Source organism: Bacillus sp. SCT118 (genome assembly GCF_058566435.1).
In genome coordinates this window covers 1,501,154-1,524,434 of record NZ_CP191225.1, presented here as the reverse complement: position 1 = coordinate 1,524,434, position 23,281 = coordinate 1,501,154, and the positions used below count along the sequence as shown (strand labels likewise).

The window sequence follows — 23,281 nt, the reverse complement described above, 5'->3', positions numbered from 1 at the left end:
GAAACCTAGTCGACATTAGAATGTAGATTTTCCTCATTCAAAGAATTTTGAACGAAGATCATTGCCCTAGACACTTGGTTGCGTCTTGAAGTTAAAGGCTAACTATTTCCTAAAGAGTCAATCGCTCTCACAACTATTAAATATTCACCTACAGATTTCGGGTGCCGACGGAAAGAGAATTTCTGCCACTCAACACTCTTACGACCTTTAACTTGAGCTTCTTTCCAACTCTCTCCTCCATCAGTGGATACTTCAACTGTTACAATTGGATGTTCTGCCCATGCCCAACCGAAAATATCAATCTCTTCGAGTTTAACCAATTGTCCATTCTGCGGATGTACAATAATACTGTTTGGGCTAACAGCCCATACCGGTGACTCTTTTAGTTGTCCATCTACTACTTCTCAGTCAACATAATATTTGGCAGTGAAAGCACTGTTGCTTCGGGAACCTGAAACAGTCAAATGAGTCAGCCATTTTGTAGAATTAGTTCCATAATAGCCGGAAACAACAAGCCGAACAGGACCACCCCTCTCTACAGTTAAAGGGCTCATTGTAATTTCCAAAGCTATTAATACGTTTGGGTTTAACGCCTTTGCTAGGGAGAGGTCTTTCTCGTATTTCGAATAGTATTCGTGGTTGTAAACTCCTTGATCAATTACCGGATGTTCTTCCTACCTTACGAAGAGGCGAAGCAAGAGGAAGGATGATTGTAAATTTAGTTGAACACATTTAATAAGCAATGCAACCGGCGAACAAGCACTTTATCCTTCCTGCAGATCTGAGTGATATTGCTGTTGATTGATCAACTTGTTTTTGCTCGGAATATACTCAGTATATAGCCGCATATTCCGCCTGCAATAGCTGGAATGAGCCACCCCAGCCCTATGTTATACATAGGAAGAATCTGAGTGAAAATATGATTCACAACTTCAATTTTTATTCCCGCCTCCTTCAAACCGTCAAATAAGCTGATGATGAATGCGAATAATAAACTGCCTTGATACACTTCTGTCTTCCCTTTAAATACAGAATGCAAAAACGTTAAAAATATTAAGGAAATTGCGATAGGATACATCGTCAGTAAGACAGGCATTGACACCTTAATGAGCTGGGTTAATCCTATATTTGCGACAAGCGTACTAAACACTGATAAAACGACAGCAATTTTTTTATAAGAAATGTTCGGAAATAATTCATGAAAAAATGAAGAACACGCTGTGATCAGTCCGACACTTGTCGTCAGACACGCCACTGTAATCATTAAGCCCAATAAGATTGAACCATAAGATCCAAAATAATAGGATGAAACCTTAGCCAAAACCTCTGCTCCATTTTCTAAAATCCCCAGTTCTTCAACGCTGGAAGCCCCCATATAGGAAAGGGCTGTATACATAACTGCTAAGAGTACAGCTGCAATCGCGGCTGCTTTTGCACAAACAACCATCAGCTGTTTTTTGGTAGAAGCTCCTTGTTCTTTCAATGCATTCACAATGATAATTCCAAAAACAAATGCTACAAGGGCATCCAGAGTGAGGTATCCTTCCTGAAATCCTTTAAAAAACGCTTGTGATGTGTACCCTTTTGATGGTGCTTGAATGGTTCCAATTGGGCGAATAAGAGCTACCACTACAAGCAATCCGATAAATGTCAGCTTAATTGGCGTCAAAAATTTTCCAACTATATCAATGATTTTTGAAGGATTAAGTGATAACAAGCATGCCAATGCGAAAAATAATATTGTAAATATGATCAATGAGACAGGGCCTGCATCATTTGATAAAAAAGGTTTTACCCCAATTTCAAACGATACGTTTCCTGATCTCGGGATAGCGAAAAAAGGCCCGATTGCCAAATAGAGAATCGTCGTAAATACAATGCCAAACACCGGGTGAACACGGCTGGCTAACGACTGTAAGTTTTGTTTACCCGAAAAAACAAATGCTGTTATAGCCAGTAATGGCAATCCAACTCCGGTCACTAAGAAACCTGCATTAGCGATCCATACATTTTTCCCAGCCATTTGACCAAGCATAGGCGGAAAAATGAGATTTCCTGCTCCAAAAAACAATGCAAATAGCATTAATCCTATAATGATGATATAGGAAGCAGACACTTTTTTTGACATTATACATCCTCCGATTAAAGTAGACACTTCTTGAATAGCCAGGAAACATTACAGATGCTATTTGCACTGGCACAGTGTTGATTCCAAAATAAGCTTGTGTCAGTTTATATATTTTTATCAAGTTCAATAAAAAGCATGATCATGTTGATAGTTTCTGATATCGGTTAAAAAACCAATTGCACCAAAACCATATAAACAACGGTTCCCCCCGCTATGGAAAGAAGCATATTTTTCTTCCACAAGTGAAGCAGTACAACTGCAGCTGCCCCAACCAATTCAGGAATACCATGACTTCCAGAAAGCAGACTCACATCTTTTAAACAATAAATGACCAAAAGCCCGATTACCGCTGATGGCAGCACTTTACCAAGATACTGTACATATTTCGGTGTCGGTTTGCCAGACGGGAAAATCATGAATGGAAGGAACCGTGTCAGCATTGTTCCAAGCACGACCATTGCAATGGTAATCATTTGCTGCATCATAGTCATCGTCATACGGAAACCTCAGCTTTCTCCAATGGTTTTCTCAGAACAGTCAGTACCCCTAAAATGGCGAGCATAGCAGGAATAATAAATTGGTTTCCGCCAAAAAGGATAAGACTGGCTACTGAAAGTCCAAGCCCTGTGAGAGCACTGTAATGCTTTTTCTCTTTCATCCATTGTTCTATGAATATCACAATAAACAGAGCAGTCATCACAAAATCAAGCCCTTCGGTATTAAACTTCACGTACGACCCAAAAATACCTCCTATCGCTGCCCCCGCGACCCAATATAAATGATTAAGCAGTGTCACAAAAAACATAAACCAGCCCTTGTCAACATTCGCCGGAACATTAGCGGTATAATTAATAGAAAATGATTCATCGCACATTCCGAAAATCAGATAAAGCTTTTTCTTTCCAGTCCCCTTGTACTTATCCAACATGGAAATTCCATAAAACAAATGCCGGGCATTGACCATTAACGTCAAAAAAAGAGCATTCATAGGGTTGAACGCACCAAGTAAAAAATTCGCTGCAACAAACTCCATTGAGCCCGCAAATATCATAAAACTCATGATGATTGGATAGATTGCGCTAAATCCCAAAGAATGCATAAAGATTCCATAAGCTATCCCCAAAAACAAAAACCCCGCAAAAATCGGAATTGTATATGGGAATGCAGAACGAAATGCAGCCCATATTTGACTTCTCTTATTCATATGAGTATTTATAGCAGGAGAGCTTAAATGTAACGATTCTTTATTTTTATTCAAATCAACAACCTCCTACATTTCATCAATTGGCACACTGACAGTTCTTTTTTCTGTACTCATCACAATGCTTGTGTCAACTCCACTAATAGCAGGGTTCTGCATTAATGAATCAATGATAAAATTCCGATAACTCTCCATGTCCTTCGCCACAATCTTAAGCATATAGTCATGGCTTCCTGTGAGTGTGTAGCATTCTTGAACCTGTGGGAATTTGTTTATATCCTCTAAAAATGAATGAATTGTCTCCCTATTTAAAGGTGATAAGTTGATGAGAGCTAGTGCTGTGACTTCGATTCCAAGTTTTTTCTCATCAACAATAGTCGTAAACTTTTTAATTATACCTGCTTCTAATAGGTTCTTTGTTCTTGCAAGGCAAGCTGATGGTGAAAGCCCAATTTTCTTAGATAAATTTAAATTTGATATTGAAGCATCTTCCTGCAATTCTCTTAAAATGGCCTTATCAGTTTCGTCAAGCGTAATACCCATTTCATAACCCCCAATACCTTCAATAGAATTATATTTCATATGATTTAAATCATAACGAATTTTTATTCGTTAATCAAATATTATTTAAATTTAAATCCTTCTAAATGATTATTTACAGAATAAAATTACTCTCGATTAACTCATAATTAAATTAACTTACATCAGAAAGAAGTCATGGGAGAATTATGTAAACCACAATAAAAAAATGCATGTCCCTCCTAGGAATAACATGGAATATCTATTGCTGGCCTATGTATTCAATTCCAAAAAATCAGAAAAGAAGGTCTACTCTATTATTATTTTAAACTCGTCCTTTAGTTCCTCTTGAGCCTCTTGTAAAACTTCTAATACATCATCAGCGTATGAACCTAAAAATGTATTGCTGAACTCAAAATGTATCAAGACTAAAGTGAGCGGCAAATCCCCCACCCTGTCAGACAATCCCATAAAGCGTCTAAATTTCTCCCATAGTAGTTTGGGAAGTCTAGTTTATCTTTTAAAACATCATGTAAAACTTCTATATTTTCAAAGTCTTTTCCATCTATCATTATTTTTCTCATCAGAAACTATGCCCTCCATTATTTTATCTTAACAAACGTTTTCTATGTAACAGCTGTTTGTCCAAATGAGGCTGAAAACAAATAAAAAACACCGATAGGGGGAAACTATTGGTGTTTGCAAGACATTTTCATGCCCGGTAGGCATAAATAATGCTAAACTTTGTTTTTGAAAAGCTATCATATCAAATTTTTATGTTACAGCTTTTACTATCGTTTAATCTAATTTGAGGAGTAAAACGAGATATGTTTGAAAATCACATATCCCCCAAAAAATTAAAAACTAAGCGGCAGTTCTTCGAGTGCTCTCATCAGAAAATTCCCTTTCCATTTCATTTGTTCCTTTTCGCCTTTTAACTGTATATTTGGACAGCGGCGTAATAAGGTGGAAATCGCAATCTTTGCTTCTAAACGGGCTAGCTGTGCACCAAGGCAAAAATGATTGCCATGGCCAAAAGCAATATGGCGGTTGTTCTTTCTTTCAATATCAAATATGTCGGCATTTGGAAATATCTTTTCATCACGGTTTGCTGATGCTAAAGAAATGATGATCACGTCTTTCCGTTTAATCTCCTGCCCATGCAGTATAAACGGTTCAGCCGTCCAGCGAATAGTCGTTAACTCAACAGGGCTGTGAAACCGCAATGCTTCTTCTATGGCTGAATTCATCAGGTCCGGCTGCTGGCGGAGCTTTTCAAATTGATCACCGTGACACATCAGAGCATATGTCATATTGGTGATTAAGTTTACGGTTGTTTCATGACCTGCAACGATAAGCAGCATAATCATCGAGTACAATTCTTCTGTACTTAATTGTGCGCCTTCACTTTCCGCTTGAATTAATGCACTGATTAAATCTCCTGAAGGTTCGCTCCTTTTTTTGCGAACTAAGGATTCCAGATATTCAACAAATTCTCCCAACAAGTGGTCATTCTCCTGAAGTCTTTCAGGGGCATCTGAAAAATCAATAATTACTTGCGACCACACTCTGAATTTTTGACGATCTTCTAGGGGAATGCCAAGCATTTCACTTATCACGATAATCGGCAAAGGAAACGCATAATCGTCTACTAGGTTCATGAGTTTGTTGGGTTGTACTTTATCCAATAAAGAATCTGCTATATGTTGGATTTTGTCTTCCAACTGCAGAATCATCCGATGAGTAAATGCTTTCTGAACAAGAGTTCGCAAACGATTGTGATCCGGGGGATCTGAATTAAGCATATGCTTTGTTAAAGGCTCTTCATTCTTCAACAGAACAGGACGGTTCTCTTCTTTTGCGGTTATTACATTTTCATAGTTTTTCTTTAATTTTTCATTCTTTAATAAATGTATTGCATCATCATATCTCGATATGAGCCAGCCTTTCCCCAGAGCTCCTAAAGATAATGGGTAGAGAGGCTGTGATTTTCGCAATTCTTTATAAAATTCATACGCTTCATCTTTAAATGCTCTCGAAGACAATTGACTTTCCGTCAAAATGGTTACACTATTTTTTTCTTTTGAAGACATTCATTCGACCTCCATCTTTATGAAAGGTTATGTTAATCTTTAAATATAAAATCAGTACGATTTGTAAAATGATCTATTGAGATCATTATTCATGATAAGTGCCAAAATGCCGCCCCCGCATTTTGAAATAAAAGATATCAGACAGTCATTAATCATTTTGCTGCCCAAACTCTTTCCTTGATAAAATGGCGAAACTCCTAATACTTCTAAATACCATGCCGGCTCTTTTAAGGATTTGGAAGATTTTTTTAGCCTCATTTTGATTAATGTTCCCCCCCTGCTGCTATATAATCGATCAAGTTAATGTCGGGTTTATCACGATGTTTTTAATAGAGCGGCAACAACAATTTCACCATTCTGAATGTCAACAAAAAAGAAATGCTTTTTAAAATATGCTCTTGTCAGTACTTTATGCATTTGAAAAATAAATGAATGATCTTTTTTTCGCGTTTTACGAGTAAATCCATAAAAGGATATTGATTGAAAGATTCATGGAATAGCTTTGCCACTTTGCTTCATTCATCTGCCCTTGCTTGTCGATAAAGAAACATTGATACATCTCCTTTGAGCAAGTAAAGCAGGCGAATTAAAGCGCCCTTCCTATTGGAAAGGCGCCTGCCGTTTTACTGTGCAAAATGTTTTTCATCAGTGAGTTTTTATAAAATCATTTATTAATTGATCAGTTGTCAATATTGTGGCAAATTCATCATGCAATGTAGCTAGAGATATATTATGAATAGTCGCCGCATCATAATATGTATCATTTTGGTCTCTCATTCCGAAGGCTGCTGTTGCATCTGAAATCAGGTATGTATCAAACCCTAAATTACCACTCATTCTTGTGGTTGTTGATACACAGTGAGGCGTGGTTAAACCAGTTATGACTACAGTTGTTATTTCATTTAATTTTAAGAATTCTTCTAAATTCGTTCCAATAAAGCTGCTATTTACTGTCTTGGTTATAATGACTTCTTCATCCATAGGCTTAACTATTTCCTTTATCGCAAACCCTTCATTCTTTGGATGGAATAAAGAATGAGGTTTATCAGAAGTGTGTTGTATGTATATGACTGTCCATCCTTTTTCTCTCCATAATTTTAGTATTTTACTAATGTTTTCTTCCGCCTTTACGTTATTTCGTTCCCCCCATTTTTTATCATCAAAGGCTTTTTGCACATCCACAATGATTAAAGCTTTTTTCTTTTCTTCCACAAGATAGCCTCCTACGTAGAATTTCTATTTATTACTACATTTTAAATACAAATTTTACTTTTGTACAATTGTTTAATGATGAATTTCAAATAAGCGCCCTCTTTATTGGAAAATGCGTTCTAAACTGCAACTGTGCCCAAGCCGTTAACCTTCAATAATCTAATCTGAGAATCACTGGCTCTACAGAGAATGATAAAAAGCACTCTAATAACGAGTGCCGAAATTAGAAACTATTGATTTAGAAGCCATTTGATACGCTCAGCTGAAAAGATGTAGTGGAGTATTATTAGACATAAAAAGACAATACCAACTGGTTTTAAATGACTAAAATAAAGCGCTGCAACAGCCATTGCAAAGATCAATAATTCAATAACTAACCTTGTTATCCCTTTTACAGCTATTACAGTTTGTCCACTTCGACTAGGATCATTAGGTACTGCAAATACAGACCAGACAATCATAACTGCAATAGGTAAAACCAAAGTTAAAACATATTTAAAATAACCATTAAAGCTTATCCAAGCAAACACCCCTAAGGAGATTAGTGCAGCGATTTCAAGGGTGAATCTTAAAAGTAAATTAGTCTGATTCAGTTTTTCCAACTCCTCTATAAAAAACACCCCCGTAGGAGATGCTCTTTCTCTGCTTTATTTCAGCGTATAAAAACTTTTCTGTTCTTCCTCTTTAGATTCTATTGTAGTTTTCGGCGAGATTACCTCTACTTTTGAAGAGATGATACCGACTGCTGCTGTTACCAATGCTCCGATTAATAGAACGATGATAAGTATAATGAAATATGACAACTTTTCCCCTCCTATCCAGTTAATTATCCAAATAATCAGGAAGTTGTCTACAATTTGCAGAATTTGTCGAACGAAGTAATGAATATACCATAAAAGCTGAATGTTGACCTCGCTTATCGCTGGGAGGCTTTACTCATTGTATGAATTACAGTAATAATCTGCCTTCCCTTTTGAGAAGACGTTCCTCTCTTATATCCATTTGTTGCAACTCAGCTAGACTCTTTCTCCTTTTGGCGCAGCTGCTTCTATTCCAAATTGAGCAACACCTGAATGTTTCATTGGAATTTCTGAACCATAGATCGTTGCTGAATTTGTTGCAAATGCATACGTAGGATTAGTCGAATGGTGGTTGAAAAACGAAATGCCTTACCCACCTCGAGTGATGGCAGAAAAAGTGGGGGTTTTGTTAGAGAGGAATCTATAGATATGTGTATCTAGAAGATTTGACAGCATTAAAAATTATACTTACATCGTTGGGAATAGGCCAACAATAAAGCGGAAGAACGTTGTCATTTGAAGTGTTTGGAATAAAAATGATTCGAATATGTTCTTATCATTGGTAAACGAACAAAAAAAGAACATGTTTTGAAAAAAGATAGATCAAAACATCTTCTTATATGTTGTCATAGCGTAACTTTTTTATAAAAAGGTTGATTACATTTTCGGGGCTTCCAAACCAAATTTTGCCCATTCTTCTTTTGCTGGACCATAAATACCTGGAACAGTTAAACCTGCTTGTCTCATAAGAACAGTCATTTGTCCTCGATGGTGATTTTGATGTTGAATTAAAAACATCAAAAGTGAACCATTAGGCAATTGTTGTCCGATAAAGTTGATACATTCTTGAAGTGTATGGTCAGTCCATTGGGTTTTTAATGCTTGTACAAATGCATTACTGGCTTGATGATAGCTGTCAGCTATAAACTGAGCTGAAGTTGGAACAGGATAATCTTCAGCTGGGGCATGGAACGTTAAGTCTGTGTTTGAGGTAATGATGCGAATGGCAGCAACAGTATGCCAAGCAATACGGCCTAGAGTCCAATTTTGTGAAGTTATTTCTTGTTTAAGTGATTCATCAGTTAGACTATTTAATAGTTTCTGTGTAGCATCTGCTTCGAACTCCCAAGATTTCAAAAAATGGTCTAAGGTTTGAAACACAAAAATCCTCCTTTTTATTCTTTTGTTTTTTCAATGTACCTATAGGTTAATTATAATGCCTCTTTTCGTTAAAAAGAACAAAAATTTTGGACAAGAATAATCATAGTAAAATGCGTAGACATTCTTAAACGTAATGATTTACGCATCTTTTTACAAACATGGTGACTCCTTGGTCTCCATTGTCAGCGAGAATCAAATATCATATGAAGACAATCCTATATTCTTATCACTTTACTGAGCAATAAATACCTTCCGTATACTTAGTGATGCCTTCATCGTAATCAGGATACTGATATGCAAGACTTTCTGATACAGCTTTTGAATACTTTCTAAATAATGCATAGCAAGTAAATAAAGACTTCCACATTTCCTGATACCCATTCACAGAATATGTAGACATGAGTTCCTCCCATTCTTTATTTGAAAGGTACCGTTTCATAAATTTATAGTTCTTCCCCATACTAAATGAATACCCTTTCTGAGATGCGATATGCCAGGCCATCATTCTCAATAAATTAGGACGTACAATTTCATTTAAATGGTCAATGGCAAAAAGGATTTCATTTCTTGCTAGTCCTTTTACTACGTAAGTCGAAACCATCCAGAACTCATTACAGCAATCATCAAATTCCCTTGCAGTCGGCTTTTTCATCCAGTATTGGCGATCATTTGGGGTCACTTTATAGTTGATGAACGAATCCTTATCGAGCAAGACCTGAACCAAACCATCGTTATTAGCAAAATAATCTTCTGCTTCACGAATTGGAATAAGGGTTAGATCTAATTTGTTGCCATCCTCAAAAAGAATGATGTATGAAAACCAATTACCTAATTCGGGAGGAAAAAGCTCCATATCTTCTGGTTTTTGCATCATAATGCGCTTCCCAAAGATTTCGAGCCACTGATCATTTTCTTTAAAAGAATCTACATCAGTTACAAAATACGAGATGTCATAATCTTGGAAGTTGTCAGGAGGGATATTTCTGTTTGTACGCGCCCCTTCCAAAGTGACCAATCGGATTCTCTCATCGTTCAAAGCAAAGTCCAAGAAAATGTCCATCATTTCCTGCTCACTTCGCATTACATGTTCCTCCGTTTCAGCCTTAATATCTAACTGTAAAACCGAATATTGATCTGTACGTCTTATAGATTTTTTTACTCTTGAATGTGATGTATTCTTCTAAGCTTTATTTTACATGAAGTTCTCCTATATATCATTCAAAATTAAGATGCAAGACATCTCAAAATAAGATATCAACTATGAAGGACTACATAAATATTCAGTTTTTTGTAGAGCCGCCATGGGACGACACTATCTTTGACACACTTTAATCCCCCCCTGCTTTATCGTCATGTTAACTGGTATGAGAGATTGACAAAAAGAAGGAAAACGATATATTTAAGCGAATACGAGTTTTTGAGTAAATTTTAAAATGACACTTTTTTCAAAAATCATGTCTAAATGGGGGGATTCGGTATGAATGAATTTATGAAGAAGTTTTCCTTAACAAAACCGATTATTCAAGCTCCAATGGCTGGCGGTATTACAAAGCCCCGACTTGCATCTGCAGTTTCGAATCAAGGTGCTCTTGGCAGCTTAGCATCGGGGTATCTTACACCAGACCTGCTAGAACAACAAATAAAAGAAATGTTTGAGCTGACAGACGCTCCTTTTCAAATTAATGTGTTTGTTCCGCTAGGTCTAGAGATGCCACCAAAAGATCAGATTAAAAAGTGGAAAGAAAACATACCGTTAGCTAATCAAGTAAATCAATTCACATCTGTACAAGAAGAGTGGGATGACTTCTATCAAAAAATTGATCTTATTTTAAAATACAAGGTTAAGGCTTGCTCATTCACTTTTGATCTGCCGCCTGAAGACGCAGTAAAGGAGCTAAAAACCGCTGGATGCTGTTTAATAGGAACCGCTTCAACAGTAGAAGAAGCATTGTTAATGGAAGAACGGGGAATGGATATAGTAGTCCTTCAAGGAAGTGAAGCCGGTGGACATCGCGGAGCATTCTTACCTTCCAAAGGTGAATCTGCCGTAGGTTTAATGGCTCTGATTCCACAAGCAGCAGATGCACTGAGCATACCTGTCATAGCTGCTGGTGGAATTATGGACCACAGAGGAGTAAAAGCAGCTTTAACCCTTGGAGCCCAAGGAGCTCAAATCGGTTCTGCCTTTTTAATTTGTCACGAGAGTAACGCACATCCAGTACATAAACAGAAAATACTAGAAGCAAACGAAGCAGATACAAAGCTTACGACATTATTTTCAGGTAAAGAGGCCAGAGGAATCGTAAATAAATGGATGGAAGAAAAAGAACAGTTTGAGACACAAACCCTTCCGTACCCTTATCAAAATACACTAACGAAGGCAATGAGACAGAAGGCTTCACTTCAAAATAACCATGATCAGATGTCTTTATGGGCAGGTCAAGGGATACGGTCATTGACTGAGGAAATGTCGGTTAAGCAGCTTTTAAATCAGCTTTGCCAAGAGGATATAAAAATATAGGCGCACCTCATTGATAGAGCAAAAAGCAAACTTCGACAGGCAGTTTGCTTTTTTTTCGTAATTTCATCCTCTGACTCTGGAAATCTCAATACTCCTACATTTTCAAAGCTAATTGATTCGGGTTATCAATCATCCCATTGATACGATGCGATCTTAATGATTTCACCACAACCACAATACATCACCAACATTTCGATCTTATCTCCTCTTCTCAAGTTTTGCTAGCTATTCGAAAAATCGATAGCTCCCATATTACATTCGAATAGTAAAATGGTTGTTTTTCGTTTGATTCAGATGATATAAAGTCATATGATAAAAAAAGAATGAGACAGAAAGCGTGAGAAGTGATGAAAATAGGATTTTTAGATTCTGGAATTGGTGGCATGACTGTATTGTATGAGGCCATAAAAGTTCTTCCTTATGAAGATTACATTTTTTATGCAGATACGTTAAACGTTCCATACGGTGAAAAATCAAAGGGTAAAGTTAAAGAATATATTTTCAATGCAGCTGAATTCCTGGCCAGTCAAAATATCAAAGCTCTTGTTATTGCGTGTAATACAGCTACTAGCATTGCGATAGAGGATCTTCGGAGAAACTTCGACTTTCCGATAATCGGAATCGAACCCGCTGTAAAGCCTGCTATAAATAAATGTACAGAGGAAAGAAAAAGAGTTCTCGTAGTTGCTACTAATTTGACGCTTAAAGAAGAGAAATTTCATAATCTAGTTAAAGAAATTGATCACCATGACCTTGTTGATTGCTTAGCTCTTCCAGGACTAGTTGAATTTGCTGAGAACTTTGATTTTAGTGAAGACAAAATCATTAAATATCTAAAGAACGAACTATCTTCTTTTGATTTGAAACAATACGGAACGATTGTGTTAGGATGCACTCATTTTCCGTTTTTCAAAAACAGTTTTGAAAAACTGTTTGGGATAAAAGTTGATATTATTTCAGGCAGTGTCGGTACTGCAAAACAGTTGAAAAAAGTTCTTGCAGATCGTAATCAGCTTGGTAAAGGATCGGGCTCAATCACCTTTTTCAATTCTGGCCATAAAATTGTAGACCAAGAAGTCATATCAAAGTACAAAAGATTGTTTGAAATATTAGATGAAACTCAAAAGAGTCATGTTGGACATTGAATGTAAGGGGCTCTGGTTATAAACAATTTTTCAGTAAATTTACAAAAGAGAGAAGTATGAATTCTCGGGTTTGTTATCCAATGTAAATGAAAAAGACAGTCTCCTGAAGGGAAACATGAACTAAGAAGCGGGCTTAAAAAGCCCACTTTTTTTCTAACATACAATTGAGTTATGCACACATCTCTGATTACAGTGTTTTCGCTCTTTCCCCTCTTATTTCTCCCCCATCTCTATAGCTTTTCTATTTCAATAAAGCACAAGTATCGATTGAAAAGTTATCGTAACATGTACACTTCACAGGACATTTTTCGAGATTGCGAATCGACCGTTTGCCAGATATAAAAAGTCATAATGTGTAAATCCTGTGTCTATTTGCATGTTAATTATGGAATTATTTTCATAATGTTTTATAATACAAGATGATAGCGTTTTTTAATTATAATAATAGGGGGAAATAATGATGATGAAAAAAGGACTGCTTGCGGGTGCGCTTACGGCAACTGTGCTTTTTGGCACATGTGCAGTAGATGTGCCGGGTATTATTAGCCCAAAAACCGCAGAAGCTGCATCACAGCTAACTGATGGAATCGGCGGGAGGGCTTACTTGAACAGCACTGGTGCAATTTTTGTTACGAAAATCCAGCTTCCTAGCTCCATTCAGGTTTCAAATGGGACAGCCTACATCTACTCTGGCTTTAGCGGAGGCACAGAATCCGATATCGGGTTTCAGTACAGTGATAAATATAATGTATGGAAACCATATATGAAAGTTGGTTCAAAAGGGCAGGATCAGGTTCAGTACCTCGAAGGAGGAAGCCAATTCACGAATACGAAAGGCTTCCGTCCCGGCAGCACCGTACAACTTACCATCTACAAAAACCTTAACGGCAATACCCGCGCTACATACTGGGGCACGAACAATGCGGGATACAACGGCCGTCTCATTTCAGAAATCAGCAAAACAAATGTCGGCTCCATCTCAAAATGGAAAGCGCTCGCTACAGTTGCAACAACAGGTTCACGCCAATCTATCAAATCAAATTTTTCAACATCTTTTACAAACATCACCATCGACAACAAAGCAATAACACCTGTAATTGATACACAAGACTTCGCAAAAGTAACTGTCTCAGGCAACAGTGTCAGTTTATCCGTTGTGAAAAATTAAAACATGTTAAACATACAATGCGTTAGGCTATTGAGAAGCTCTCGATAGTCTTAAAGGGGGCTTAACATGCCCCTTTTTTCATTTCAATTTAACTTTCAGTTAGCTTCGGTACATGCCGTCTATCTCCGTCTTTTATCTGGGTAAAGTAAGAAGCAGCTCGCCCCTTCTGAACCTGTTCCATTTGCTCAACGCAAAAGGTGTGCATCACTGTCTTAAAAATGTTAAAACAAATGGCAGATGGTGCACTTTATTATTAGATGAGGCATGCTTACGCTCGATATGCAAGTCAAATGATTAAGGGTCTGCAAGAGAGAGAAGTTTTGGGTGTAATTCCATAAAAGAGGGATGTCTTCATATAGCTCGATTGCATCAGGAAGATTAGCCAGCGATTGGCCGAGAACAACACATCACTTTGAAACGGATTCATTCCAAAATGATAAGTATGATCCCATAACTAATATAGATCAGTTAGCAGTCCAGCCTTAGGCTAAAAAATATTTTTACATCAATTAAACTAGTATCACTATCGAATAAGCTCGATCTGCATATCATGTACTATCCTCTTTTAAGGAAGGTGATGTTATGAGGTCATTTCCATTAATTGTAGTTCTATTCATCCTATTAATCATCGTTGGGACATCTTTCTTTGGTGGCTATTAAGAACACACCTTACCTCATATCCATCAGACGCCATAAGAAATCTTTATGGCGTCTGTTTTTATTAGATTTAAACAAAACCATTAAAGTGGGGCCATGCAAACACACCTATGGAGATTACTGCCACGACTTCTTTGTGAGGGAAATGTTCTTCTCTTTATGGACTATTGTCGATCAAAAGAGAAAGTTGAAATACCTTTTTATGGTGAGATGAATCATATAAAAGACCGCAAAGCTTTCTTGAAGAAGCTTTGCGGTCTTTGGGTCTCTTTTTTGCTTTGTATAAGCCTATAGATTTCAAGCGGAATCCACTGCCATACATCCAATGATTTTATTTTGAAATAGGTTTCTTCTACTCTTCATGTGGGATGAACTCAAGGTATGCACGTCACAATAATGTGGCGGATCCTGAATGGTCTCAATCAGTTTTTTACCCATTCTATCAATTCTCCACAGAAAAAAATGGCTATGGCAGAACAACTTTCATAGAGTAATCATCATTTAATGAGCCATCATCTCATGGGCAATATCGTGTCCATCCATTTTTGACGGGTAGTAGGTAGGCCAGTTTTTGACTTCATCAAGTAAAGCTTCACGGTCGTCCCCCCAATAGAGATGGTAATGACTAGCTTTAGTCGGGTAAATACTATGATCACTAAACTGAATATACTGAGGCAGCCCTTCTGCTTTTTTAGCTAGTTTGAATATGTATCTTACCCCTCTATTGCCCGCATCATAGGTTAGAATTTCGTATCCGTCATACGTATACTTACCAGAATATTCTTTTCCATTTTTGAAGAACGTTACAGTATCTTTCTGGATTACAATACGGTCAACATCTGTTTGATAGCCTTTTTTATAATACTCTTTATATTCTTCAGCTGTCTTGCCGCCTTCGTATTCTGATTTATATGAAAACACTTCGTCAAGAGTACCATCTTGCAGGTATGGATATACAGATTGCCAATCTCCTTCCCAATCAGAAAGTAAGCGATCCTTTACTTGGCTGTTTTTAAAATAGCCTTCATATATTTTTTCTGTTTCTTCATCATGCGCATGACTATGATCGTGAGAATGTTCGTGTGTATGACTGTCAGATGTTTGCTCTTGCGTTTTGGAAGAGTCTTCTTCAACTGCTGAGGATGATGTTGTTTGATTAGACTCACCTGCAGAAGAACCGGAAGTCTGACATCCTGCCAAAACTAGTAATGAACCAATCGTTAATATGCCTAGCCGCTTTGAAAATAAAATGTTCATTCCAACACTCCTTTTTTATTAAATCGAAAACATTACGATTTATATTATACATGCATCTCTTGCAAACATCAAAGGGAAAATGCTTTTCATGCGGATGGCCTATTTTAAAGGAATAACTGACTATGTTCATCAGTTATTCCTTTAAAATGCGAAAGTCTACGATATTTCCATATCGATCCGCTTCAATATGACAGCACCCCTCAAGCAGCTGTTTTAATTTTCCCCGTCCGCGTTGTACCCTTGATTTTGCTCCCGAGTAAGAAATGCCGAGCTTTTCACTCAACTCTTTTTGTGATAACCCCTGAAATTCAGTTAACTCGAGCGCCTCTCGATACTTTTCAGGCAACCGTTTGATGGTCGATCGAATACACACAGCTGCTTCCTTGGTGAAATTTTCTTCCTCTGCACTGTCATTAAAATGTAGAACATCAGGCAATATTTCGCTTGTTTTTTTTGTACGGTAAAAATCAATAATCGTATTTCTAGTGATCCGATAAATCCAGCTGTCGATCTTTTGTTCATCGATCAGATTTGGGAGATGCACTTGTATTTTCATAAATACGATTTGCAAGAGATCATCAACGTTAGATTGATCGTTAACCCTATGTGAAATATATGTTTTTAACGGCTGATGAAATTGATCCCATAGATCCTCTATATTCATTTGAAAAAATCTCCTATAATTTTGCGTCTGTTTTACATTTGCTTCGTCTTTTTAATCGTAACAAAGAGCGAAACAATTGTTGAATCAATTGTATTGCAGCTGTTGCAAAAAATAATGATAAAGGAGAGGTTTGTTGTGGAGTATACCTATTTAGGGAGGACAGGATTGCGGGTGAGCCGTTTATGTTTAGGCACGATGAATTTTGGAGTTGATACAGACGAAAAGACTGCGTTCCGTATCATGGATGAAGCGCTTGATAACGGCATTCAATTTTTTGATACTGCCAATATTTACGGCTGGGGCGAAAACGCAGGATTGACAGAGAGCATCATTGGAAAATGGTTTGCACAAGGAGGACAGCGCCGCGAGAAAGTTGTTCTGGCGACAAAAGTATATGAACCGATTTCTGATCCGAATGACGGACCAAATGATATGAGGGGCTTGTCTCTATACAAAATCAGACGTCATCTGGAAGGATCACTGAAACGGCTTCAGACAGATCATATCGAATTGTACCAAATGCATCATATCGATAGGCGGACACCGTGGGATGAGATATGGGAAGCTTTTGAGACTCAGGTTCGCTCCGGCAAAGTAGACTATATTGGATCCAGTAACTTTGCAGGCTGGCATTTAGTTAAAGCGCAAGCTGAAGCTGAAAAACGGCGATTCATGGGACTCGTCACTGAACAGCACAAGTATAGTTTATTAGAACGAACAGCTGAGATGGAAGTGCTGCCGGCTGCACGGGATCTTGGTTTAGGAGTAGTGGCGTGGAGTCCCCTTGCAGGAGGGCTTCTTGGCGGGAAGGCATTGAAAAGCAATGCCGGAACTCGTACAGCAAAAAGAGCAGATTTAATTGAAAAACATCGTTTGCAACTCGAGAAATTTTCAGATTTATGCAAAGAACTAGGAGAAAAAGAAGCAAATGTGGCTTTGGCATGGGTGCTGGCAAATCCAGTTTTAACTGCTCCGATCATCGGGCCACGAACGGTTGAGCAGCTGCGTGATACGATTAAAGCCGTTGAAATCAGTCTGGATGAGGAGATTCTCCGCATGTTAAATAATATCTTTCCCGGACCCGGAGGAGAGACACCTGAGGCATACGCCTGGTGATACATTACTCAATACTGACATTTTTCTTAAATATTTATACTGAACTATCATATTAGGAAAGACAAGAGCTTGTTTGTCTCTTGTCTTTTCCGCATCATGCTGAAAATGCTGGCTAAACATCGACAAAAATGCTGCCGCTTTATTCATTTAATGCTTATTTGATTACGAAATTACCGTACTCGTTTGAACGAACATGAATTGGTCCGTTTAGATTATAGTTGTTCTCCTTGGCGATAGAGCGAAGCACGTCCACACGGGCAACTGATTCTCTCCATTCGTCACGGGTGTCATGATTGGCCGGATTCATCAGATCGTCATAGCGTACGTCCAAGAATTTATTTAACCACTTCTTCTCGTCTATTCCGTCTTTAGGTGATCCGCCCGCTTTTTTGTTCGTACGTTTAATCAAGGCATAAAAAGAGTCAGGGTCATCACCATCGCCATGCTGAATAACCGTATCGTACATCACAGCTCTTGCCAATGCTGTTTTTAGTCCGGCATTATCCGATCGTTTCATGGCAGGCTGATAATACAAATGGTCATTTACTTTGTCTTGGGCGGCGCGAAATTCCTTATCATTCGCAAGCGACTTCCAGGCAGAAGCGAATCCCTTGAGATTGCTTGTATCATCGCTTTCTTCCTTGGCCAGACGGCGCAATTCAGGCAGATACTTTTTCAGTTTGTTATTCGGAACTGCCTTTGTGTATACTTCCACTACTTCCAATGCATCCCCGGTAGCCGTTGTAAAGCCTGCCCGTCCGCATGTATAGCCTCGCCCGTCATCCAATCGCTCTACATATCCATATTGGATCTCCGTTGTGCCGTTTTCAAAGATACTTGTCAGCTGTTCCGCCCGGCGCTTTTGATCTTTATTCAGTCCCGCCGCAAAAACCGTTTCGCTCATCATCAGGGTAAAAAACATGGTGAAAACAAGTAATGAGATCGCTGTTTTTTTCCAAAAATCTGCTGTTTGCATACTGATTTTCATTGCACTTCCCCTTTCTAAATATTGTAAATACAGACTCAGTATACATGAAGAGACTGCCCTATTGTTGAAAATACATCAATTTGTCAATATTTTGAACCTAAAGTAATATAGCTTGAATCTTACTCTTTTGATTGCCAATCAGCCTTAGCCCCTCTCACTTGGAAGGTCCCTTGATTTTCATACTGCTTCAACTTTAATTAACAAGATGCCATAAGGCTTTACTCTATTTTATAATGGAAATGATCATCGAAAATCGTTAGGGAGGTGATGTAAATGGCAAGCAAGATGAGAATGCCAGATTCCGCAACGTCCCATGCAAAGCCTATTATTGGGAAGGCGATACTTTGCATGGGGTAGACTTTCTAAAAGATCGCCCAAGTAAGCTTTTCTGATATAGTGGCTTTGCACCTTATTTGACATAAAAAAATAAGGAGCTGGCAGAAATGGCATATGTAAAAGCAACCGCTATTTTACCTGAAAAGCTGATATCGGAAATTCAAAAGTATGTTCAAGGAAAAACAATATATATCCCTAAACCTGAATCCTCTCATCAAAAATGGGGTGCGTGTTCAGGAACAAGAAAGCTGATCGATGACAGAAACGCTTCTATTAAAAAAGCATTTAAAAACGGCAAAACCATTCATCAATTATCTGATGAATATCACCTCTCTGATGAAACAATAAAAAAAATTGTCTACTCTAAATAAACAAAACGGAAGCACTGATGAAATATAATCAGTGCTTTTTATATGGCGGGTTTGTTTCTTAGTTAATTCCTGCATATGATACAATTGGCCAATTGAGTAAAGTTAAGGGAGATGAGAAGAAAGGAAGGTCCTACAAATGACGATAAACAATGGAACGTTGCAAGTACCCGGCGCGAACATCCACTATCAGGTGCGTGGCTCAGGTCCCATCATTCTTTTGGTCCACGGCGGAGGCGGTGATGCCGACAAGTTCCATCATGTTGCCAATCATCTGGCTAACTGGTACACGGTTGTTACTTATGATCGCCGCGGCCATTCCCGCAGCAATCTCGCCAATCAGATTGAGGATTACCGTGTGGAAACACACAGTGACGATGCTCACCGTCTTCTAGCCAAAATCACCAATAAGCCGGCATACGTATTTGGAAGCAGCTCCGGGGCTGTTATCGGGCTTGATCTGTGCATACGCCATCCCGAACAAGTACATGTCATGATCCCACACGAACCAATCTTATTGCAGCTTCTGCATGGAAATGAGCTGAAACAAGCCGAGCAATTTATGGAAGACCTTAAGAAAAATCATCGAAGTGAAGTCATTAAGTTAATGTCAAGATTAGAGACAGACGAACAATCAAAGGCTGTGCTGACAAAGCGGCTTCTCGGAAATTCAACGTATTTCACTGAGTATGAAATTCAAGGAATTCTCAGCTATACATTAGATTTCGAAGCATTAAAAACTGTGTTTACATCTTCACCGATGAAGGTACTCCCAGCTGGCGGAAGTGCTTCTCGGGAGCTTTTTCCTTATCGTTGCGCGAACGCCCTAGCGGAACTATTGGAAACAGAATTGGTTGAATTCCCCGGAAATCATACGGGGTACACAATGCATCATAAAAAATTTTCTGAGAGGTTACACGACATGTTAGAAAAAGAATAGAAACATACGTGTTAAGGATTGATTAAAATTTTCATAATAGGACAGATAAAACTAACTATGGAATTGGAGAAGATTTCACGAAGCGTAAAAAGAACTTTTCACTAACGAGAACGCAATGTGAGATGTTTAACCAAAGTGATATTAGGGATTTCATCGAAAAATAGGTTTGTACATTACGTTCTCCTATTGATTATTTCCTATCTTAATTCCGTATTTTATACCATTAGATACAACTCTAAAGCGGCTCGTTATTTTGGCCTCAACAACAACCAGTGTCTAACATCATGAATCTCTTTTGAAAATCACTACAAATGCAGGTATGGAAGACTTCATCGCAGCAAAAACCATACCAACTATTGTTGTTGGTATGGTTCGTCCTAGATAGGCCCTTAAGAAGAGATTCTATTGTACGGAGTATTTAGCTAATTGCATTTGTAACCGACAGGGCCGTCTGAACCTGTGTACACATATGTGTCAGAAACATATCCAATATTCACGACACCCCGGGAATCTTTCCACTGGATTTGGTCCCAGATATTACTCGTTCCATACTTCCCTGTAACAGTCGTTCCATAAGCGTAACAATAATAAGGAACACGGGAGCCGCTCGGAATGGAAAGCATAATAGGATAATTTGTACCAGGACCGCTGCGCATATTGACAGGCGCACCGCTGCTTGTTGAGACAGTAAAGTACTGAACGGCAAGTGCCTGACTGGAAAAAATGAATAATGATGCAATCATAACGGTTAACATACTCAGCATTTTCAGTTTAGTCAATGTCATCCCTCTTTCTTCAATTCCTTCATTTTAAGAAACGATAGAACATAGGCTACCAGCTGCATTTAGGAACAACCGGACCGTCTGAGCCTGTATACATATATGTATCAGAGACAAATCCAGGAACGATCTCCCCGCTGGCAAGCGTCCGCTCTGTGTAATTCCAAATATTACTCGTTCCATACTTTCCAGTTACAGTTGTACCGGTTTTGTAGCAATAGATCGGGATGCGGGTTCCACTCGGAATGGTCGTTACAATTCCCCAACTTGTACCTGGGCCGCTGCGCATATTGACAGGAGCACCGCTGCTTGTTGAAACCGTATAATACTGAGCTGCAAGTGCATGGCTAGAAAAAATGAACACAGATGCAATCATCACCGTTAGCATACTTAGCCTCTTTAACTTATTCACCTTATACCCTCCCCTTATAAATGCCGTACGTTTGACTTTCTTACATCCAGTTAAGGATTTACTTTCAGATACCATGCCCCCTCCCCTCCCATATATTTATCAATGTACCATAAACTAGATCTTTCAAAAGTGGAATTATTCCTATGTTTTCGACAATTAAGGATACAAAATAAATGGTATTCAGGCTTGATATTGATGGTGTGTTACATTTGGCTCTTAATCATTTCTCCAGTCGGTAATCACGATTGACAATCAGGAAAAAGGACATGGATTAAGCGGCTTCGTGCCCACCAATTAACTCAATCAGTGTACTGCTTCCTTGTATCCACGCTTCTCCTCGATTCATGGATACTCCACCTTTTTCACCAATCAAAAACGGACACCAAACAAATCAGCGTAAATGCTGCAAGTTCAGTGTCCGCAACCTATTATGACTTTGCTTTCTTTTACCAGGGCGTATAAAAATGATGAGGTACGTTATCAAACGTTATTCTATGATTTTGCGAGTCGAAAAATCATAACATTTTATATATTTCAATCAGATTATGATCAGGATCTCTGAAGTGAGCAACTCGGGCACTCCATTCCTTGCGATCATGCGGTTTATTCACACATTTAACTCCTTTTTCGTGTAAATCGTCATATGTTTTATCAACATCTTCTACCTTAAACTGAAGCAAAAATTTTGATTGAGCTTCTCCTTCCAAGGACTTTTTTTCCTCTCCAACGATTTCAGCCATCGTTTCTCGAGATAAAAGCTCTATTTTCGTTTCCCCATTATCAAAGAGTGCATATTCCATTTCATTCTCTAACCAACTTATTGGAAGTCCTAATGAATCTTTGTAAAACTCGACGCTTTTCTTAAAATCATTCACCAAAAGTCTAATTTGTAACAGCTTCATATCGAGTGCCTCCTATAAAACCATACTTTTTACTGGTCATCCAATTTAATGATACAAAAGGAAACCTGACAGCACTATGTCAAGTTTACATAAATAAATTTCCATACTTCACCTTATTTCAGATTTAAGTGCCGTTTATTCCATGTCATAAGAAATGTACGCTAACGAGCAAAAACAGCGATTCTTAAAACAAAAAATGATACCGAGTGTACTTTCTGTATGCTTCAACGTCATTTCGGGAAATGTAACGTTGATAAAAGGAGGTTACATCAATATGGATCATCAAACATTGGCAGCTCATGAGGCTGTTGACTTACATGAAATCGTGAACTTTAAAACACTTTGTATAGCGAAATCAAAGTTAATGCAAGGGCTTGTGTTTGACCAAGAACTGAAGGACTTGATGCAAAAAGATGTGCAGCAATCCATTCAAGACCTTACTGAATTACAGGCGGTGTATGAGCGTGCCTCATTTCAGGCCCCTGTCCCTCAAAGCCGCCCAACGCCAATCATCAATTGAAAGGAAGGTAAGCCTCTTTGAATAATGATCATTTAGACCCCATTAATTCGCTGAATGTGCCTGAACTAGCAGACACTACATTCGCGATGGATTTTCTTATACGAGCTAAGGAAGGCGTAAGGAATACTGCTGTAGCTTTGACAGAAACCGCTTCACCAGATGTAAGAGCCTTGCTGCGGAAACAGCTGATGCAAGGAATTGCGATGCACCAAGAGATTACGGAACTGATGATCAGCAAAAAATGGTTCCATCCATATGAGCTGAGCGAACAGTATAAGCTGGATCAGCTCTCTGCAAAAAACACGATCATGGTCGGCAATATGAACCTCTTTCCTGATGAAACAAATCGCAAAGGGATGTTTGACCGGACACCTGATGAACACTAACACTGGAG

General features: G+C 38.3%; 28 protein-coding genes and 6 pseudogenes. 10 read left to right on the top strand and 24 right to left on the bottom strand.

What is annotated here, in order from left to right; all coding sequences use genetic code 11:
* Positions 1-5: 5 nt before the first annotated feature.
* The 14 genes and pseudogenes from ACQVGT_RS07745 to ACQVGT_RS07680 all read right to left on the bottom strand — a co-directional run.
* Positions 6-176: pseudogene (locus tag ACQVGT_RS07745) on the bottom strand (hypothetical protein); the annotation flags it as partial.
* Between the two features lie 57 nt (positions 177-233).
* Positions 234-320 (bottom strand): annotated as a pseudogene (locus tag ACQVGT_RS07740) (hypothetical protein); the annotation flags it as partial.
* Between the two features lie 84 nt (positions 321-404).
* The gene (locus tag ACQVGT_RS07735; RefSeq protein WP_080030682.1) at positions 405-659 is read right to left on the bottom strand and encodes a molybdopterin-dependent oxidoreductase; all 255 of its coding nucleotides are present in this window, start codon (positions 657-659) and stop codon (positions 405-407) included.
* A 146-nt stretch (positions 660-805) separates the two neighbouring features.
* Complete coding sequence (gene brnQ / locus ACQVGT_RS07730; RefSeq protein WP_015384175.1) at positions 806-2,128, bottom strand: branched-chain amino acid transport system II carrier protein; 1,323 nt, start codon at positions 2,126-2,128, stop codon at positions 806-808.
* A 164-nt stretch (positions 2,129-2,292) separates the two neighbouring features.
* Positions 2,293-2,625: a branched-chain amino acid transporter AzlD gene (gene azlD / locus ACQVGT_RS07725; protein WP_041517953.1), complete on the bottom strand. Its 333-nt coding sequence runs from the start codon at positions 2,623-2,625 to the stop codon at positions 2,293-2,295.
* Positions 2,622-3,386 (bottom strand): azaleucine resistance protein AzlC, encoded by a 765-nt coding sequence (gene azlC, locus ACQVGT_RS07720; RefSeq protein ID WP_015483474.1) that lies wholly within the window; start codon positions 3,384-3,386, stop codon positions 2,622-2,624. Before azlC ends, azlD begins: the two co-directional genes overlap by 4 nt.
* 12 nt (positions 3,387-3,398) lie before the next feature.
* Positions 3,399-3,872: an azlBCD operon transcriptional regulator AzlB gene (gene azlB / locus ACQVGT_RS07715; protein WP_015483475.1), complete on the bottom strand. Its 474-nt coding sequence runs from the start codon at positions 3,870-3,872 to the stop codon at positions 3,399-3,401.
* A 285-nt stretch (positions 3,873-4,157) separates the two neighbouring features.
* Positions 4,158-4,432 (bottom strand): annotated as a pseudogene (locus ACQVGT_RS07710) (barstar family protein).
* Between the two features lie 273 nt (positions 4,433-4,705).
* Positions 4,706-5,941 carry a cytochrome P450 family protein gene (locus tag ACQVGT_RS07705; protein WP_015384180.1) on the bottom strand — a complete coding sequence of 412 codons (1,236 nt, stop codon included), beginning with the start codon at positions 5,939-5,941 and terminating at the stop codon, positions 4,706-4,708.
* A gap of 51 nt (positions 5,942-5,992) precedes the next feature.
* On the bottom strand, positions 5,993-6,199 hold the full coding sequence (locus ACQVGT_RS07700) for a GNAT family N-acetyltransferase (protein WP_015384181.1): 207 nt from the start codon (positions 6,197-6,199) through the stop codon (positions 5,993-5,995).
* Positions 6,200-6,586: 387 nt separating this feature from the next.
* A complete protein-coding gene (locus ACQVGT_RS07695) occupies positions 6,587-7,153 on the bottom strand; it encodes a cysteine hydrolase family protein (RefSeq protein ID WP_014480365.1) in 567 nt (188 codons plus the stop codon).
* Positions 7,154-7,383: 230 nt separating this feature from the next.
* Entirely contained in the window at positions 7,384-7,755 is a 372-nt protein-coding gene (locus ACQVGT_RS07690) for a YrdB family protein (RefSeq protein WP_080030741.1), read from the bottom strand.
* A 45-nt stretch (positions 7,756-7,800) separates the two neighbouring features.
* Positions 7,801-7,956, bottom strand: coding sequence for a hypothetical protein (locus tag ACQVGT_RS07685; RefSeq protein ID WP_014477443.1), 156 nt, complete (start codon positions 7,954-7,956; stop codon positions 7,801-7,803).
* 166 nt (positions 7,957-8,122) lie between these two features.
* A pseudogene (locus ACQVGT_RS07680) lies at positions 8,123-8,256 on the bottom strand (sigma-70 family RNA polymerase sigma factor); the annotation flags it as partial.
* Here ACQVGT_RS07680 and ACQVGT_RS07675 point away from each other — a divergent pair.
* Positions 8,255-8,380: pseudogene (locus ACQVGT_RS07675) on the top strand (TetR-like C-terminal domain-containing protein); the annotation flags it as partial. The pseudogenes ACQVGT_RS07680 and ACQVGT_RS07675 overlap by 2 nt on opposite strands.
* A gap of 230 nt (positions 8,381-8,610) precedes the next feature.
* On the opposite strand, the gene ACQVGT_RS07670 reads toward ACQVGT_RS07675, so the two are convergent.
* Both ACQVGT_RS07670 and aadK read right to left on the bottom strand, forming a co-directional pair.
* Complete coding sequence (locus ACQVGT_RS07670) at positions 8,611-9,114, bottom strand: DinB family protein (RefSeq protein ID WP_015384182.1); 504 nt, start codon at positions 9,112-9,114, stop codon at positions 8,611-8,613.
* 226 nt (positions 9,115-9,340) lie between these two features.
* Complete coding sequence (aadK, locus tag ACQVGT_RS07665; protein WP_015384183.1) at positions 9,341-10,195, bottom strand: aminoglycoside 6-adenylyltransferase AadK; 855 nt, start codon at positions 10,193-10,195, stop codon at positions 9,341-9,343.
* Positions 10,196-10,591: 396 nt separating this feature from the next.
* Between aadK and ACQVGT_RS07660 the strand changes: the two genes are divergently transcribed.
* The 4 genes from ACQVGT_RS07660 to ACQVGT_RS07645 all read left to right on the top strand — a co-directional run bounded on the left by ACQVGT_RS07660 (position 10,592) and on the right by ACQVGT_RS07645 (position 14,608).
* Positions 10,592-11,635, top strand: coding sequence for a nitronate monooxygenase (locus ACQVGT_RS07660; RefSeq protein ID WP_015483478.1), 1,044 nt, complete (start codon positions 10,592-10,594; stop codon positions 11,633-11,635).
* Positions 11,636-11,982: 347 nt separating this feature from the next.
* Positions 11,983-12,780 (top strand): glutamate racemase, encoded by a 798-nt coding sequence (gene murI, locus ACQVGT_RS07655; RefSeq protein ID WP_015483479.1) that lies wholly within the window; start codon positions 11,983-11,985, stop codon positions 12,778-12,780.
* Positions 12,781-13,240: 460 nt separating this feature from the next.
* On the top strand, positions 13,241-13,948 hold the full coding sequence (locus ACQVGT_RS07650) for a YrpD family protein (RefSeq protein ID WP_015483480.1): 708 nt from the start codon (positions 13,241-13,243) through the stop codon (positions 13,946-13,948).
* 582 nt (positions 13,949-14,530) lie between these two features.
* The gene (locus ACQVGT_RS07645; RefSeq protein WP_072175780.1) at positions 14,531-14,608 is read left to right on the top strand and encodes a YjcZ family sporulation protein; all 78 of its coding nucleotides are present in this window, start codon (positions 14,531-14,533) and stop codon (positions 14,606-14,608) included.
* Between the two features lie 278 nt (positions 14,609-14,886).
* Here ACQVGT_RS07645 and ACQVGT_RS07640 read toward each other — a convergent pair.
* The 3 genes and pseudogenes from ACQVGT_RS07640 to sigZ all read right to left on the bottom strand — a co-directional run.
* Positions 14,887-15,043 (bottom strand): annotated as a pseudogene (locus tag ACQVGT_RS07640) (hypothetical protein); the annotation flags it as partial.
* 63 nt (positions 15,044-15,106) lie between these two features.
* Positions 15,107-15,862, bottom strand: a complete 756-nt coding sequence (locus tag ACQVGT_RS07635) for a metal-binding protein ZinT (RefSeq protein WP_015384187.1) — start codon at positions 15,860-15,862, stop codon at positions 15,107-15,109.
* Between the two features lie 133 nt (positions 15,863-15,995).
* The gene (gene sigZ, locus ACQVGT_RS07630; protein WP_015384188.1) at positions 15,996-16,526 is read right to left on the bottom strand and encodes an RNA polymerase sigma factor SigZ; all 531 of its coding nucleotides are present in this window, start codon (positions 16,524-16,526) and stop codon (positions 15,996-15,998) included.
* Positions 16,527-16,661: 135 nt separating this feature from the next.
* Between sigZ and ACQVGT_RS07625 the strand changes: the two genes are divergently transcribed.
* Complete coding sequence (locus tag ACQVGT_RS07625) at positions 16,662-17,642, top strand: aldo/keto reductase (RefSeq protein WP_015483481.1); 981 nt, start codon at positions 16,662-16,664, stop codon at positions 17,640-17,642.
* A gap of 154 nt (positions 17,643-17,796) precedes the next feature.
* On the opposite strand, the gene csn is transcribed toward ACQVGT_RS07625, so the two are convergent.
* Positions 17,797-18,630 carry a chitosanase gene (gene csn / locus ACQVGT_RS07620; protein WP_015483482.1) on the bottom strand — a complete coding sequence of 278 codons (834 nt, stop codon included), beginning with the start codon at positions 18,628-18,630 and terminating at the stop codon, positions 17,797-17,799.
* A gap of 443 nt (positions 18,631-19,073) precedes the next feature.
* Here csn and ACQVGT_RS07615 point away from each other — a divergent pair, with 443 nt between their 5' ends.
* Both ACQVGT_RS07615 and ACQVGT_RS07610 read left to right on the top strand, forming a co-directional pair.
* The gene (locus ACQVGT_RS07615; protein WP_015384191.1) at positions 19,074-19,337 is read left to right on the top strand and encodes a CD3324 family protein; all 264 of its coding nucleotides are present in this window, start codon (positions 19,074-19,076) and stop codon (positions 19,335-19,337) included.
* 136 nt (positions 19,338-19,473) lie between these two features.
* Positions 19,474-20,274, top strand: a complete 801-nt coding sequence (locus ACQVGT_RS07610; protein WP_015483483.1) for an alpha/beta hydrolase — start codon at positions 19,474-19,476, stop codon at positions 20,272-20,274.
* A gap of 422 nt (positions 20,275-20,696) precedes the next feature.
* Here ACQVGT_RS07610 and ACQVGT_RS07605 read toward each other — a convergent pair whose 3' ends face one another.
* From ACQVGT_RS07605 to ACQVGT_RS07590, 4 genes are all read right to left on the bottom strand, one after another.
* Positions 20,697-21,053: an SH3 domain-containing protein gene (locus ACQVGT_RS07605; protein WP_004398671.1), complete on the bottom strand. Its 357-nt coding sequence runs from the start codon at positions 21,051-21,053 to the stop codon at positions 20,697-20,699.
* A 52-nt stretch (positions 21,054-21,105) separates the two neighbouring features.
* The gene (locus ACQVGT_RS07600) at positions 21,106-21,465 is read right to left on the bottom strand and encodes an SH3 domain-containing protein (RefSeq protein WP_004399021.1); all 360 of its coding nucleotides are present in this window, start codon (positions 21,463-21,465) and stop codon (positions 21,106-21,108) included.
* A 271-nt stretch (positions 21,466-21,736) separates the two neighbouring features.
* Positions 21,737-21,838, bottom strand: a complete 102-nt coding sequence (locus tag ACQVGT_RS07595; protein WP_144052044.1) for a hypothetical protein — start codon at positions 21,836-21,838, stop codon at positions 21,737-21,739.
* Between the two features lie 142 nt (positions 21,839-21,980).
* Positions 21,981-22,367, bottom strand: coding sequence for a VOC family protein (locus ACQVGT_RS07590; protein ID WP_015251599.1), 387 nt, complete (start codon positions 22,365-22,367; stop codon positions 21,981-21,983).
* A 274-nt stretch (positions 22,368-22,641) separates the two neighbouring features.
* On the opposite strand from ACQVGT_RS07590, the gene ACQVGT_RS07585 reads away from it, so the two are divergent.
* Positions 22,642-22,887 (top strand): hypothetical protein, encoded by a 246-nt coding sequence (locus ACQVGT_RS07585; RefSeq protein ID WP_014477469.1) that lies wholly within the window; start codon positions 22,642-22,644, stop codon positions 22,885-22,887.
* A gap of 17 nt (positions 22,888-22,904) precedes the next feature.
* On the top strand, positions 22,905-23,273 hold the full coding sequence (locus ACQVGT_RS07580; RefSeq protein WP_009967868.1) for a spore coat protein: 369 nt from the start codon (positions 22,905-22,907) through the stop codon (positions 23,271-23,273).
* The last annotated feature ends 8 nt before the right edge of the window (positions 23,274-23,281 follow it).

What these genes read in the sequence shown, in the direction of transcription:
- brnQ (WP_015384175.1), bottom strand. Translation starts at nt 2,128, where the DNA reads ATGTCAAAAAAAGTGTCTGCTTCCTATATCATCATTATAGGATTAATG.
- azlD (WP_041517953.1), bottom strand. Translation starts at nt 2,625, where the DNA reads ATGACGATGACTATGATGCAGCAAATGATTACCATTGCAATGGTCGTG.
- azlB (WP_015483475.1), bottom strand. Translation starts at nt 3,872, where the DNA reads ATGGGTATTACGCTTGACGAAACTGATAAGGCCATTTTAAGAGAATTG.
- ACQVGT_RS07705 (WP_015384180.1), bottom strand. Translation starts at nt 5,941, where the DNA reads ATGTCTTCAAAAGAAAAAAATAGTGTAACCATTTTGACGGAAAGTCAA.
- ACQVGT_RS07700 (WP_015384181.1), bottom strand. Translation starts at nt 6,199, where the DNA reads ATGAGGCTAAAAAAATCTTCCAAATCCTTAAAAGAGCCGGCATGGTAT.
- aadK (WP_015384183.1), bottom strand. Translation starts at nt 10,195, where the DNA reads ATGCGAAGTGAGCAGGAAATGATGGACATTTTCTTGGACTTTGCTTTG.
- ACQVGT_RS07660 (WP_015483478.1), top strand. Translation starts at nt 10,592, where the DNA reads ATGAATGAATTTATGAAGAAGTTTTCCTTAACAAAACCGATTATTCAA.
- murI (WP_015483479.1), top strand. Translation starts at nt 11,983, where the DNA reads ATGAAAATAGGATTTTTAGATTCTGGAATTGGTGGCATGACTGTATTG.
- ACQVGT_RS07650 (WP_015483480.1), top strand. Translation starts at nt 13,241, where the DNA reads ATGATGAAAAAAGGACTGCTTGCGGGTGCGCTTACGGCAACTGTGCTT.
- ACQVGT_RS07645 (WP_072175780.1), top strand. Translation starts at nt 14,531, where the DNA reads ATGAGGTCATTTCCATTAATTGTAGTTCTATTCATCCTATTAATCATC.
- ACQVGT_RS07635 (WP_015384187.1), bottom strand. Translation starts at nt 15,862, where the DNA reads ATGAACATTTTATTTTCAAAGCGGCTAGGCATATTAACGATTGGTTCA.
- sigZ (WP_015384188.1), bottom strand. Translation starts at nt 16,526, where the DNA reads ATGAATATAGAGGATCTATGGGATCAATTTCATCAGCCGTTAAAAACA.
- csn (WP_015483482.1), bottom strand. Translation starts at nt 18,630, where the DNA reads ATGAAAATCAGTATGCAAACAGCAGATTTTTGGAAAAAAACAGCGATC.
- ACQVGT_RS07615 (WP_015384191.1), top strand. Translation starts at nt 19,074, where the DNA reads ATGGCATATGTAAAAGCAACCGCTATTTTACCTGAAAAGCTGATATCG.
- ACQVGT_RS07610 (WP_015483483.1), top strand. Translation starts at nt 19,474, where the DNA reads ATGACGATAAACAATGGAACGTTGCAAGTACCCGGCGCGAACATCCAC.
- ACQVGT_RS07590 (WP_015251599.1), bottom strand. Translation starts at nt 22,367, where the DNA reads ATGAAGCTGTTACAAATTAGACTTTTGGTGAATGATTTTAAGAAAAGC.
- ACQVGT_RS07585 (WP_014477469.1), top strand. Translation starts at nt 22,642, where the DNA reads ATGGATCATCAAACATTGGCAGCTCATGAGGCTGTTGACTTACATGAA.